At 32.9% G+C, this 14,437-nt stretch carries 10 protein-coding genes and 1 other RNA gene; all 11 read left to right on the forward strand.

Annotated elements, in window-relative coordinates:
• The first annotated feature begins 14 nt into the window (after positions 1-14).
• Positions 15-275, forward strand: coding sequence for a preprotein translocase subunit YajC (gene yajC / locus MUA37_RS06040; RefSeq protein WP_214336994.1), 261 nt, complete (start codon positions 15-17; stop codon positions 273-275).
• A 234-nt stretch (positions 276-509) separates the two neighbouring features.
• Complete coding sequence (gene secDF, locus MUA37_RS06045) at positions 510-2,786, forward strand: protein translocase subunit SecDF (protein ID WP_142019612.1); 2,277 nt, start codon at positions 510-512, stop codon at positions 2,784-2,786.
• A gap of 190 nt (positions 2,787-2,976) precedes the next feature.
• Positions 2,977-5,253, forward strand: a complete 2,277-nt coding sequence (gene recJ, locus MUA37_RS06050) for a single-stranded-DNA-specific exonuclease RecJ (RefSeq protein ID WP_232198681.1) — start codon at positions 2,977-2,979, stop codon at positions 5,251-5,253.
• A gap of 16 nt (positions 5,254-5,269) precedes the next feature.
• On the forward strand, positions 5,270-5,788 hold the full coding sequence (locus tag MUA37_RS06055; protein WP_002510448.1) for an adenine phosphoribosyltransferase: 519 nt from the start codon (positions 5,270-5,272) through the stop codon (positions 5,786-5,788).
• A 340-nt stretch (positions 5,789-6,128) separates the two neighbouring features.
• Entirely contained in the window at positions 6,129-8,318 is a 2,190-nt protein-coding gene (locus MUA37_RS06060; RefSeq protein ID WP_021459896.1) for a RelA/SpoT family protein, read from the forward strand.
• A gap of 13 nt (positions 8,319-8,331) precedes the next feature.
• A complete protein-coding gene (dtd, locus tag MUA37_RS06065; RefSeq protein ID WP_262624899.1) occupies positions 8,332-8,784 on the forward strand; it encodes a D-aminoacyl-tRNA deacylase in 453 nt (150 codons plus the stop codon).
• Positions 8,781-9,656, forward strand: a complete 876-nt coding sequence (locus tag MUA37_RS06070; RefSeq protein WP_002510451.1) for an N-acetylmuramoyl-L-alanine amidase family protein — start codon at positions 8,781-8,783, stop codon at positions 9,654-9,656. Before dtd ends, MUA37_RS06070 begins: the two co-directional genes overlap by 4 nt.
• 332 nt (positions 9,657-9,988) lie before the next feature.
• Positions 9,989-11,257: a histidine--tRNA ligase gene (gene hisS / locus MUA37_RS06075; protein ID WP_112369439.1), complete on the forward strand. Its 1,269-nt coding sequence runs from the start codon at positions 9,989-9,991 to the stop codon at positions 11,255-11,257.
• A gap of 6 nt (positions 11,258-11,263) precedes the next feature.
• The gene (gene aspS / locus MUA37_RS06080; protein WP_262624900.1) at positions 11,264-13,030 is read left to right on the forward strand and encodes an aspartate--tRNA ligase; all 1,767 of its coding nucleotides are present in this window, start codon (positions 11,264-11,266) and stop codon (positions 13,028-13,030) included.
• A 63-nt stretch (positions 13,031-13,093) separates the two neighbouring features.
• Positions 13,094-13,284: non-coding RNA, 6S RNA (ssrS, locus tag MUA37_RS06085), on the forward strand.
• Positions 13,285-13,398: 114 nt separating this feature from the next.
• Positions 13,399-14,172, forward strand: coding sequence for a tRNA threonylcarbamoyladenosine dehydratase (locus tag MUA37_RS06090; protein ID WP_262624901.1), 774 nt, complete (start codon positions 13,399-13,401; stop codon positions 14,170-14,172).
• Positions 14,173-14,437: the final 265 nt, after the last annotated feature.

Consider the following 14,437-nt stretch of genomic DNA (forward strand, 5'->3'; position numbering starts at 1 on the left):
AGGAGAAATAGATAATGGAATTTACTTCATTAATTTTACCAATTTTATTATTAGCATTAATGTGGTTCTTCTTAATTAGACCACAACAGAAAAAAGCAAAAGAGCATCGTGAAATGGTTTCACAAATCCACTCAGGACAACGTGTTACTACAATCGGTGGTATTAAAGGTACAGTTCGCAGTGTTGATGAAACAACAGTAGTGTTAACATTAAATGGAAACGGTACTGAACTTACTTTAGAAAAACCTGCTATTAAACAGGTTGATCCATCTTAATTTTAATAATACTGAAATTGGTAGGAATAATGATTTCCTATCAATTTTTTTATTTTACAATAATTTTGCGCTATATGACGTTTTAGTTACATAAGTAATGTGGGTTTTTGTTGATATTGTGATATGTTAAGATATATAGGTCGCTTAACAAAGTATGTGTAAACCTATTATGACTTGCACAAATATAATTTTATAAAGTATTCTTTAAGTATAAGTATACAATGAGGTGTTGACGTGAAAAAAAGTAGTAAAATAGTCGCGTTTTTATTACTCGTCGTCATTCTATTTGCAGGAATGGGACTGACTTATAAAAACGTAGTAAAGGATGTTAACTTAGGTTTAGATTTACAAGGTGGCTTTGAAGTCCTTTATCAAGTAGATCCTTTACAAGAAGGAGATAAAATCGATAACGATGCAGTTCAAGCTACTGCTAAAACCTTGGAGAATCGTGTGAATGTGCTTGGTGTATCTGAACCAAAAATCCAAGTAGAAGATCAAAATCGGATACGAGTGCAGTTAGCGGGAGTTGAAAATCAATCACAAGCCCGTGAAATCTTATCATCACAAGCCAATTTAACGATACGTGATGCTGATGATAACATTAAGTTAACAGGAAAAGATATTCAACAAGGTTCTGCTAAACAAGAATTTAAACAAAATACGAACCAACCTGCTGTTACTTTTAAATTAAAAGACAGTGACAAATTTAAAAAAGTAACAGAAGAAATCTCTAAGAAAAAAGAAAATGTTATGGTCGTATGGTTAGATTATGAAAAAGGCGACTCATATCAAAAAGAAAAATCTAAAAAAGATCCAAAATATGTTTCAGCAGCATCTGTTGATAAGCCAATTAATTCAGACAGCGTAGAAATTTCAGGTGGATTTAATGGTGAGAAAGGTGTTCAAGAAGCAAAACAAATTGCAGACTTGTTAAATGCCGGATCATTACCAGTTGATTTAAATGAAATTTATTCAAACTCTGTTGGTGCACAATTTGGACAAGATGCATTAGATAAAACAATTTTAGCGTCTATAATCGGTGTAGCGATTATTTACTTATTTATGCTAGGATTTTATAGATTACCTGGTTTAGTAGCGATTATTGCGTTAACTACTTATATATATCTAGTTATGGTTGCATTCAACTTCATTTCAGGTGTCTTAACTTTACCAGGCCTGGCAGCATTAGTGCTCGGTGTAGGTATGGCAGTCGACGCTAATATTATAATGTATGAACGAATAAAAGATGAGCTCAAAGTTGGCCGTACTTTAAAACAAGCCTATAAAAAAGCGAATAAGAGCTCGTTCTTAACGATTGTCGATGCAAACTTAACAACAGTTATCGCAGCAGCAGTATTATTCTTCTTTGGTGAAAGTTCTGTTAAAGGTTTCGCGACAATGTTATTACTCGGTATATTAATGATTTTTGTAACAGCGGTATTCTTATCCAGAGGCTTACTATCGTTACTAGTGTCATCTAACTATTTCAAAAACAAACTAAGTTGGTTTGGAGTTAAAAAATCAGAACGATTTGATATTAATGACGGTAAAGATGTACACGATTTAAAAACACCTTATGAAAAATGGAATTTTGTGAAATTAGCAAAACCTTTATTATCTTTAAGTGTCATAATTATTATTATCGGAGCGATAATACTATTTGTCTTTAGATTGAACTTGGGAATCGACTTTACAAGTGGTACTCGTGTCGATTTTGAAGCAGATAACAAAGTGTCACAAGATAAAGTGACCCAGACATTAGAAAAAGATAACTTTAAACCCGATCAAGTATCTATAGGTGAAAATGGTAAAAATATCAGTGTGCAATTCAAAAATGATCTTAACAAAGATCAAGTTGCTAAAATTAAAAACACAGTTGATAAGACATTTGGACATGATCCTACAGTAAACACTGTGTCTCCTGTGATTGGTCAAGAATTGGCTAAAAATGCCATGATGGCATTGATATATGCTGCTATTGGCATTATCATTTATATTTCTTTACGTTTTGAATGGCGCATGGGTCTGTCCTCTATTTTAGCGCTCTTACATGATGCATTTATGATTGTAGCAGTATTTAGCTTGTTTAGAATCGAGGTAGATATTACCTTTATTGCAGCAGTCCTTACAATCATTGGTTACTCGCTAAATGATACAATCGTAACATTTGATAGAGTACGTGAAAACTTGCATAAGGTTAAGGTTATTACCGAACCTCAGCAAATAGATGATATTGTCAATCGTTCAATCAAACAAACGATGACGCGTTCCATTAATACTGTGTTAACAGTAGTTATAGTAGTAGTAGCGCTATTAATTTTCGGTGCTTCTAGTATCTTTAATTTCTCATTAGCGTTGTTAATCGGTTTAATCTGTGGCGTCTTCTCATCTATCTTTATTGCAGTTCCTTTATGGGGTATCATGAAAAAACGTCAATTACGCAAATCTGACGATGGCAAGTTAGTCGTTTACAAAGAGAAAAAATCAAACGATGAAAAGATTTTAGTATAAAATAAAACGAGATAACACTATACACGTTACAACGGGAGTGGTTGAATGAAATCAAAAGTTTTTGATTGTTCACCACTTCCGTTGTTTTATTTTGATACTGCTATAATGATAAATATACTGTATAAAGGAAACTACTTTTTATTTATACTAATATTTTGTATAATGACTGTTGGAAATGAGGGAGAGTTAAATGATTAAATCAAAATTTAATTGGGATATCCAAACATCTGAACAAGCCATTTCAGATGATATTATTACTGATTATAAATTAACTCCTATAATTACTAAAATTTTAGAGAGTAAACATATAACAACACGTGAACAAATAGAGATGCTAATCAATACATCTTATATTAATCATGACTCTTGGCGTTTGAGTGATATGCAAAAAGCCATAGATCGCATTAACCTAGCAATTGATCAAAATGAAAAAATATTAGTATATGGGGACTATGATGCTGATGGAGTAACCTCAACAACCATCTTAGTTAACACATTAAGAGAGTTAGGTGCACATGTTGGTTGGTATATACCTAATCGTTTTTCAGAAGGATATGGTCCTAATGAAGCAGCTTTCAAACATGCATATGAAGAAGGTATAAATTTAATCATTACGGTTGATAATGGTATTCAAGGACACTCTGAAATAGAGATGATTCAAAGTTTAGGTGTCGATGTAATTGTCACGGATCATCATGAAATAGGGCGTACCATGCCTGATGCTTATGCTATAGTTCATCCAATGCATCCAGAATACGATTATCCTTTCGAATATTTATGTGGAGCTGGAGTAGCGTATAAAGTAGCGCAAGCATTATTAGATAACCCTCCAGAGTATTTTCAGGCTTTAGTAGCCATTGGTACTATCGCTGATTTAGTATCACTTACAGATGAAAATCGTTCATTAGTTCAACGAGGATTAGAAATTTTGAATAGCCATTGTCCAGTAGCGATTCAAGCATTGTTAGAACAAGCAGGTTATAAAGATGAGATTACCGAAGAGACAATAGGTTTTATCATTGGGCCACGCTTAAATGCAGTTGGTAGATTAGAAGATGCAGCACTTGCAGCCGAGCTATTAATGACTAACGAATTAGAAGAAGCACAATATTTAGCTGAACAAGTTGAATTTTTTAATCAAGAACGTAAAGATATTGTTGCTAAAATAACAGAAGAAGCATTAGTTATGGCTGAGCAACAAGTACAACAAGGCGCTAAATTTTTATTGTTAGCACAAGAAGATTGGCACGAGGGTGTTTTAGGTATTGTCGCATCAAAAATAGTAGAGACATATAGTTTGCCAACGTTGATTTTAAACATTGATACAGTACAAAATCATGCTAAAGGTTCTGCCAGAAGTATAGATCAAGTTTCGATGTTCGAAATTTTAACTGCACACTCGGATTTGATTTCGAAATTTGGTGGACATCACATGGCAGCTGGAGTTACTTTGCCAATAGATAATGTAACTGCATTAGCAGATGGTTTAAAATTATGGATGGAAGAATTAGCAACTACAACATCATTAGAACCTCGAAAAAAAGTGGACGTAAAGATCACCGAAGCAGACATTACTTTGCAAAATATTCATGACATACAGCGTTTACGACCTTTTGGCACAGATTTTGCATTACCGTGCTTTGCACTAGAAGATATTATGGTCCATCAAGCTAAAGGTATCGGGCAAGATAAAAAGCATCTAAAATTGTCACTCGGTGAGGGCCAATTACAAGCCATTTTTTGGCAAAATGGTCATTTAACGAGTCAGTTGAATACAGAACAACCGATTAATATTATAGGTACTTTACAAATAAATGAATGGAATGGACATCAATCACCACAATTCATGCTTCAAGATTTATCGAGTACCAATTTACAAATTTTAGATTATAGAAGCAAAAGTAAAATTACTGATTTGAATTCAGCTGATACGGATGTAGCATATTTGATTCATCCACAACAAGATAAATTAGGAGAAAATTATTATTACTATGGAGAAGCCATCACGCAAAACTATGAGAAATATGTTTTCAGAGATTTGCCTTCGACCGTAGCAGAAATTAAACATACCTTAAAGCATGTTAAAGTATCTCAAATATATTTAATGTTGAATCATCAACATTCTGTATATTTTGAAGGTGTTCCTAAAATGGATCAATTTAAGCAATGTTATAAAGCATTAATGTCAAAAGGTGAAACTAATTTAGCGCAAGATGGTATACAATTGTGTGATTTTTTAAGTATTAAACCTAATTCACTTAAATTTATTTTGAAAGTTTTTTTAGATTTGAACTTTATAAAAGATGAAAATGGTATAATAACTGTAAACAATGATACAGGTAAAAAAACGATTGAATCTAGTAAGTATTATCAAGCGCGACTTGAACGCATGGAAGTTGAAAAGATTTTACTTTATCAAGATATAAATCAGCTTAAACAATGGATTAAAGCAGAATTAGTGAGTTAAATAGGAGGAAGTTTGAATGGATTTAAAACAATATGTATCGGAAGTACAAGATTGGCCTACACCGGGTGTGAATTTTAAAGATATTACAACTATAATGGATAATGGTGAAGCATATGGCTATGCTACAGATCAAATTGTAGATTATGCCAAAAATAGAAATGTTGATTTAGTTGTAGGACCAGAAGCAAGAGGCTTTATTATTGGATGTCCTGTGGCTTATTCAATGGGTATTGGCTTTGCACCGGTACGTAAAGAAGGAAAATTGCCAAGAGAAGTTATTCGTTATGAATATTCTTTAGAATATGGTACTAATGTATTAACGATGCATAAAGATGCTATTAAACCAGGGCAACGTGTTCTTATCACAGATGACTTGTTGGCTACTGGTGGTACGATTGAAGCAGCTATCAAATTAGTGGAAGAGCTTGGTGGTATTGTTGTAGGTATTGCATTCATTATTGAGTTGAAGTACTTAAATGGTATTGAAAAAATACAAGATTACGATGTAATGAGTTTAATTTCGTACGATGAATAATTAAATATTTTTAATGAAGAAATAATAGTGTTGCTGTAAATGGTGATGTTATTATTTCTTTTTAAATTAAAATTCTGTGTATTCACATTATTTTAATTAATACATATGGATACAATGTGTTAAATTATAATTGCTGAGGTTGTTAAATTAAAAATAGTACAATTTAATAGCTTAACTCTTACATAACTCGTTTATTTATTTTACAACATGTAGTATCATATAACTATTATTTATAAAATTGTGCGTATAATAGACTAATGTATAAAGTTATTAGTCAACATAGGTAACTTTACCGTATGAACATTTTAAATGATTAATTTTTAAGTGTGGGGTGTCTTAAGTGAATAACGAATATCCATACAGTGCTGACGAAGTACTTTATAAAGCGAAATCGTATTTATCAAAAGATGAGTACGAATATGTGTTAAAAAGCTATCATATTGCTTATGAGGCACATGAGGGTCAATTCCGTAAAAATGGCTTGCCTTACATTATGCATCCAATACAAGTGGCTGGCATTTTAACTGAAATGCATCTAGATGGACCTACAATTGTTGCTGGTTTTCTACATGATGTGATAGAAGATACGCCCTATACATTTGATGACGTAAAAGCTATGTTCAATGAAGAAGTGGCGATGATAGTTGAGGGTGTAACAAAACTTAAAAAAGTTAAATATCGATCTAAAGAAGAACAACAGGCTGAAAATCATAGAAAGTTGTTTATTGCCATTGCCAAAGATGTACGTGTAATTTTAGTGAAGCTTGCCGACCGCTTGCATAATATGCGTACTATTAAGCCAATGCCAAGAGATAAACAAATTCGAATTTCGAAAGAAACATTAGAGATATATGCACCACTTGCACATCGTTTAGGGATTAATACAATTAAGTGGGAGTTAGAAGATACTGCATTACGTTATATTGACAGTGTTCAATACTTCAGAATAGTTAATCTTATGAAAAAGAAACGCAGTGAACGTGAAGCGTATATTCAAAATGCCATTGACCAGATTCAATCTGAAATGAGTGCTATGTCGATTGTTGGTGATATTAATGGCAGACCTAAACATATTTATAGTATATATAGAAAAATGGTCAAACAGAAGAAACAATTTGACCAAATTTTTGATTTATTAGCGATTAGAGTAATCGTTAATTCCATCAATGATTGTTATGCTATTTTAGGTTTAGTTCATACCTTATGGAAACCAATGCCAGGACGTTTTAAAGATTACATTGCCATGCCTAAGCAAAATATGTATCAGTCATTACATACGACTGTTGTTGGGCCGAATGGAGACCCATTGGAAATACAAATTAGAACGTTCGAAATGCATGAGATTGCTGAGCATGGTGTAGCTGCACACTGGGCATATAAAGAAGGAAAGCAGGTCACTGAAAAGACAGAAGATTTTCATAATAAATTAAATTGGTTAAAAGAACTAGCAGAAACTGATAACACAACTACAGATGCTGAAGAATTTATGGAATCTTTAAAATTTGATTTACAAAGTGATAAAGTTTATGCATTCACGCCAGAAAGTGATGTTATAGAATTACCATATGGCGCGGTACCAATTGATTTTGCTTACACTATTCATAGTGAAGTTGGTAATAAGATGATAGGTGCAAAAGTTAATGGGAAAATTGAACCAATTGATTATGTATTGCAAACAGGAGACATTGTTGAAATACGAACAAGTAAACATTCCTACGGACCAAGTAGAGATTGGTTGAAAATTGTAAAATCTTCTAGTGCGAAAAGTAAAATCAGAAGTTTCTTCAAGAAACAAGACCGATCATCTAACATAGAAAAAGGTAAATTTATGATAGAAGCGGAGATTAGAGATCAAGGCTTTAGAGTTGATGACGTGCTTATCGATGAAAACATAGACGTAGTCAATAATAAATATAACTTTGCGAATGAAGAAGATTTATATGCTGCAGTTGGTTTTGGTGGTGTTACAGCATTACAAATTGTAAACAAGTTAACTGAAAAACAGCGTATTCAAGATAAACAAAAAGCTCTAAATCAAGCACAAGAAATTACTAAATCCGTACCTATCAAAGAGGACATTACGACAGATAGTGGTGTTTATGTTGAAGGAATTGAAAACGTATTAATTAAACTATCGAAATGTTGTAATCCAATCCCAGGTGATGATATTGTAGGATATATTACTAAAGGGCACGGAATCAAAGTTCACAGAACAGATTGTCCAAACATCAAAGATGAAAAAGATAGATTGATAGATGTAGAATGGGTAAAATCAAAAGATTCAACACAACGGTACCAAGTCGATTTAGAAGTTACTGCATATGACCGTAATGGTTTATTAAACGAAGTATTACAAGCAGTAAATTCAACTAATAGTAATTTAGTGAAAGTATCTGGCCGTTCAGATATTGATAAAAATGCAGTTATTAATCTAAGTGTAATGGTAAAGAATGTAAATGAAGTTTATCGCGTAGTTGATAAAATAAAACAACTAGGCGATGTTTATACTGTAACTAGAGTTTGGAATTAGAGGTGCCACATATATGAAAATCGTTTTGCAGAGAGTAAAAAATGCAGCAGTTACGAATGATTCAATAAATAATCAGATTCAACAAGGATATTGTTTATTAGTAGGTGTTGGTCAACAATCAACGTCAGACGATATTGAGATATTAGCAAAAAAAATTGCTAATGCACGTTTGTTTGAAGATGACAATGGGAAAATGAATTTAAGTATTAAAGACATTGCAGGTGAAATTTTGTCAATTTCACAATTTACATTGTATGCAGATGTCAAAAAAGGCAACCGTTCAGGATTTACAAAATCTATGAGTCCTGATAAGGCGAATGAACTTTTCGAACTATTTAATGATGCCTTACGAGCATATGATTTAAATGTATTAACAGGTGAATTTGGCACTGATATGCAAGTTGGCATAACAAATGATGGACCTGTTACTATTATTTACGAAAGTCAGGATGGCAAAATTATATGAAACGGCTCAATACTTGGTTAAGCAATCATAAAATGAAAAATATCCCCACTCTAATTGTCCTGGTAATTTTTATTGTATTTGTCATTATGTTAATTGCCTTTTTAAATCACAATGACGAAGATAGTAGTACTATTTATATTACCGAAGATGCAGATATGCTTACTGGACCTAATGCAACGTATCCCAAAATTAAATCTGTATCTAAAGGACAAAACTTCCATAAAATAGGTGAATCCGGTAAATGGATTGAAATAGAATCCAATAACGGTAAAGAAAAAGGTTGGATTGCTGGTTGGCATACTAATTTAAATATTGCCCCTGATAAGACAGCAAGTGCAAAACCACTAAAAAATAAAACAATAGTACTTGACCCTGGTCACGGTGGAAGTGACCAGGGAGCTTCAAGTAATACACAGAAAAAAAGCTTGGAAAAAGTATACACTTTAAAAACAGCTCAAGAATTGAAAACGTTATTGGAAAAAGAAGGTGCCCATGTCAAAATGACACGTGAAACTGATGAATACGTTACGTTAGATGAGCGAAATTTAAAAGGTGATGCTTTTATAAGTATACATAATGATTCATTGAAATCACAAAAAGCAAACGGTAGTACCGTTTACTGGTTTAAGAAAAATCAAAAAGCATTAGCAGAAACTTTAAATGCAAGTATTCAAAAAAAGGCATTATTATCTGATCGGGGAGCAAGACAACAAAACTATCAAGTATTGAGACAAACAAACGTACCAGCTGTATTGTTAGAATTAGGCTATATAAGTAATCCTACTGACGAAAATATGATTCGTGATGAATTACATCGAAAAATAGTTGAACAAGCAGTGATTGACGGGTTACGTTCATATTTCGCTGAATAAAAAGGTTGCAAAAATAATGTAAAGTAGTTATCATTATTATGAATTAGATAAATAAACCGTTATGATTCTTGAAATACTTAAACAAAAAGGTAACACGTAAATGTGTGTAGAGATATAAATCTTGGCTGAAAATTTATACTGAGTCGTTTAAGCTATATGAACACAAGAACAGGTGCTTTATACAAAATAAAGCCGTTTGACGAACGTTACTCGTCTAAAGTGGACTATAACTTATATTTTATAGTCAATTAGGGTGGCAACACGGCACAATCGTCCCTTGTATGATAATTCATCATGCAAGGGGCTTTTTTATTGTTAAAAGGAGAGATAATATGATAAATATTCCAAGAGGTACACAGGACATACTTCCTGAAGACACTAAACAATGGCGATATATTGAAAATAAATTAGATGATTTAATGACTTTATATAATTATCAAGAAATTCGTACACCTATTTTTGAAAGTACTGAATTATTTGCTCGTGGTGTTGGCGATTCAACTGATGTTGTACAAAAAGAAATGTATACTTTTTTAGATAAAGGCGATCGCAGTATTACTTTGCGACCTGAAGGTACCGCTGCAGTGGTAAGATCTTATATCGAACATAAAATGCAAGGTGATCCTAACCAACCTGTAAAATTGTATTATAACGGTCCTATGTTCAGATATGAACGCAAACAAAAAGGACGTTACCGCCAATTTACACAATTTGGCGTTGAGGCAATTGGTGCTGAAAATCCTAGTATTGACGCTGAAGTTTTAGCTATGGTTATGCATATATATCAATCATTTGGATTAAAGCATTTAAAATTAGTTATTAATAGTATCGGTGATGCAGATTCACGCAAAGAATACAATGAAGCATTAGTAAAACATTTTGAACCAGTAATCGGTGACTTTTGTTCAGATTGTCAATCACGTTTACACACTAACCCAATGCGTATTCTTGATTGTAAAGTCGATAAAGATAAAGAGGCGGTAAAAACTGCACCCCGTATTACCGAATTTTTAAATGCTGAATCAACTAAATATTATGATGAAGTCAAACAACATTTAGACAATTTAAATATTCGTTATGAAGAAGATCCTAACTTAGTAAGAGGTTTAGATTATTACACTCATACTGCATTTGAATTAATGATTGATAACCCGAATTACGATGGTGCAATAACGACACTTTGTGGTGGTGGACGTTACAATGGTTTACTTGAATTATTAGGCGGTCCAAATAATACTGGTATTGGTTTTGCATTAAGTATTGAACGCTTATTATTAGCATTAGAAGATGAAGGTATTGAGTTGGATGTCGAAGATGATTTTGATTTATTCATTGTTACGATGGGTCACGAAGCTGATAACTATGCCGTTAAATTGTTAAATGAACTTCGGCATAATGGTGTGAAAGCTGACAAAGATTATTTGAGCAGAAAAGTGAAAGGCCAAATGAAACAAGCGGATAGACTACAGGCAAATTATACAATTGTCATCGGTGATCAAGAATTAGAAAATAATGAAATTGACATTAAAGATATGGCTACAGGAAATACAGAAAAAATTAATTTAGATGAAGTTGTCGCATATTTTAAAAAGAAGGAGTAGATGAAAGTGAGTAAGAGAACAACATATTGTGGATTAGTAACAGAAAATTTATTAGACCAAGAAGTAACATTAAAAGGATGGGTTCATAACCGTAGAGACTTAGGTGGTTTAATATTTATTGATTTAAGAGATAGAGAAGGTTATGTACAAATCGTCTTTAACCCGTCATTTTCAGAAGAAGCTTTAGAAACAGCTGAATCCGTTAGATCAGAATATGTTGTAGAAGTAACAGGTGTAGTCACAAAACGTGATCCTGATACAGTAAATCCTAAAATAGCAACAGGACAAGTAGAAGTACAAGTTTCAGAAATTAACATTATTAATAAAGCTGAAACACCACCATTTTCAATTAATGAAGAAAATCAAAATGTTGATGAAAATATTCGTTTGAAATATAGATATCTAGATTTACGCCGACAAGAACTTGCGCAAACATTTAAAATGCGTCATCAAACAACACGTTCAATTCGTCAGTATTTAGATCAAGACGGCTTTTATGATATAGAAACACCTGTATTAACAAAGTCTACACCAGAAGGAGCACGTGACTACTTAGTACCTTCACGTGTACATGAAGGAGAATTTTACGCTTTACCACAATCACCACAAATTTTTAAACAATTATTGATGATTAGTGGCTTCGACAAATATTATCAAATCGTTAAATGTTTCCGTGATGAAGATTTACGTGCTGACAGACAGCCTGAATTTACACAGGTCGATATTGAAATGAGTTTTGTAGGCCAAGAAGATGTAATGGCAATGGGCGAAGATATGCTGAAAAAAGTTGTAAAAGATGTTAAAGATATTGAATTAACAGAACAATTTCCACGTATGACATATAATGAAGCGATGACACGTTTTGGTTCAGATAAACCAGATACTCGTTTTGGAATGGAATTAATTGATGTGTCACAACTTGGTCATGATATGGACTTTAAAGTGTTTAAAGACGCTGTAAATAACAATGGACAAGTAAAAGCTATAGTGGCAGAAGGTGCGGCAGATCAATATACAAGAAAAGATATTGATGGTTTAACAGAATTTGTAAATATCTACGGTGCTAAAGGTTTAGCTTGGGTTAAAGTTGTAGAAGATGGTGTTAATGGTCCAATTGGTCGTTTCTTTGAAGATAGCCATATTGCTACTTTACAATCATTAACTGGAGCAAAAGCAGGTGACTTATTACTTTTCGTAGCTGATAAACCAAATGTAGTTGCTCAAAGTTTAGGCGCTTTACGCTTGAAATTGGCGAAAGAATTATCACTTATTGACGAATCAAAATTAAACTTCTTATGGGTAACTGATTGGCCACTATTGGAATATGATGAAGATGCAAAACGTTATGTTGCAGCACATCATCCGTTTACATCACCAAAACAAGAAGACATTGCTAAATTATCTGAGTCTCCAGAACAAGTACAAGCTAATGCATATGATATTGTACTTAATGGATATGAATTAGGTGGTGGCTCAATCAGAATTCATGATGGTGAGTTACAAGCAAAAATGTTTGAAGTGTTAGGATTTACTGAAGAACAAGCGAGAGAACAGTTTGGCTTCTTATTAGACGCATTTAAATACGGTGCACCACCTCATGGCGGTATCGCATTAGGACTTGATCGTTTAGTTATGTTATTAACGAATAGAACTAATCTTAGAGATACAATTGCATTCCCTAAAACAGCTTCAGCTACATGTTTATTAACGGAGGCACCAAGTGAAGTTTCAGATAATCAATTAGAAGAATTATCTTTAAGAATTAGACATTAATAAATTATATAAGTTTTAATTCTTGCTAATATATAATTATGTGTTATTATTATCTCATAAGGTAGTCATCTGTAGTGTTCGTAAGTTGCTTTTTAATTTGGGCCTAACACTCTTTGATCAGGGAGCCCAATAGGTTTTCTCATAGCGCACACGCCTCAATTAGGAGGACTTGCAAAATGAGAAACAGGGCACCCACCTGTATTTAGCAGGCCGAATGATCAAGCTATTATAACTACGACATAAACGGACTCTATCGGTACGCAGGACTTCGGTCTTGCGTATTTTTTTGTGAATAAAAAATTAAAATCTATGTAAAATTCATGTATAATTATATTTGATGGAAAGTTAAATTTATAAGGAGTTTGATTATGAAGCACCAATTTTCGAGAAATGAATTGGCATATGGTCAAGAAGGTTTAGATTTATTAAAAGAACAAACAGTAGTTGTGTTGGGTGTCGGGGGTGTTGGTACTTTTGCAGCAGAAGCATTAGCTCGTACTAATATTGGACATATCATTTTAATCGATAAAGATGATGTCGATATTACTAATGTTAATCGTCAAATACATGCCTTAACAACAACGATTGGTCAAAGTAAAGTTTCCTTAATGGAAGAACGCATTAAATTAATTAATCCTGATTGTAAAGTGACAGCATTGCATATGTTTTATACAGAAAATACTTATGAAGATCTTTTTGCAAATTATGATATCGATTATTTTATTGATGCAAGTGACACAATTATGTATAAAGTCCATTTGATGAAAGAATGTTTAGAGCGTAATATCAAAGTGATTTCTAGCATGGGTGCAGCTAACAAAATTGACCCTACACGTTTTGTAATTGAAGATATTTCTAAAACACATACAGATCCTATCGCTAAAATCATTAGAAGAAAATTAAAAAAATTAGGTATTACAAAAGGTGTACCAGTAGTATTTTCAGATGAAAGTCCACTCGTTATTAGAGAAGACGTAAAAGAAACTGTTGGTGATGCTAATGCACCGACTAGAAAAGGACAAATGCCACCGTCTTCGAATGCATTTGTACCAAGTGTTGTTGGCCTAATTTGTGCAAGTTATGTCATTAATGATATTTTAAGTGATATCCCTGTGACACGTATTAAAGATAAAGGACAATAGTAGCAAATTCGGTGGTTTTTTAGTGTGCAAAACATGCGGTTACAAATTTTGAGCCACTGATTTTGTTATTATGACTCTAAAAAATATGGATCTGGTAAAACATTGATTTGTCCCAGTTTTATGTTGACAGTTTTTTTATGCACGCTTTCGGTAGGCACTGCCTCAGCCTGTAGTCATCCGATAGTGCAATTCACGCTGGAGTCGACATAAATAACCTTTAATAGGACATGAAAAATTATATAAGGACAATAATGTTTGTCCTAGT

It is taken from the genome of Staphylococcus arlettae (assembly GCF_025560845.1).
Classification (GTDB): Bacteria; Bacillota; Bacilli; order Staphylococcales; family Staphylococcaceae; genus Staphylococcus; species Staphylococcus arlettae.

Coding starts and splice junctions, on each gene's coding strand:
- dtd (WP_262624899.1), top strand. CDS start 8,332: ATGAAAATCGTTTTGCAGAGAGTAAAAAATGCAGCAGTTACGAATGAT.
- MUA37_RS06090 (WP_262624901.1), top strand. CDS start 13,399: ATGAAGCACCAATTTTCGAGAAATGAATTGGCATATGGTCAAGAAGGT.
- hisS (WP_112369439.1), top strand. CDS start 9,989: ATGATAAATATTCCAAGAGGTACACAGGACATACTTCCTGAAGACACT.
- MUA37_RS06055 (WP_002510448.1), top strand. CDS start 5,270: ATGGATTTAAAACAATATGTATCGGAAGTACAAGATTGGCCTACACCG.
- recJ (WP_232198681.1), top strand. CDS start 2,977: ATGATTAAATCAAAATTTAATTGGGATATCCAAACATCTGAACAAGCC.
- yajC (WP_214336994.1), top strand. CDS start 15: ATGGAATTTACTTCATTAATTTTACCAATTTTATTATTAGCATTAATG.
- MUA37_RS06070 (WP_002510451.1), top strand. CDS start 8,781: ATGAAACGGCTCAATACTTGGTTAAGCAATCATAAAATGAAAAATATC.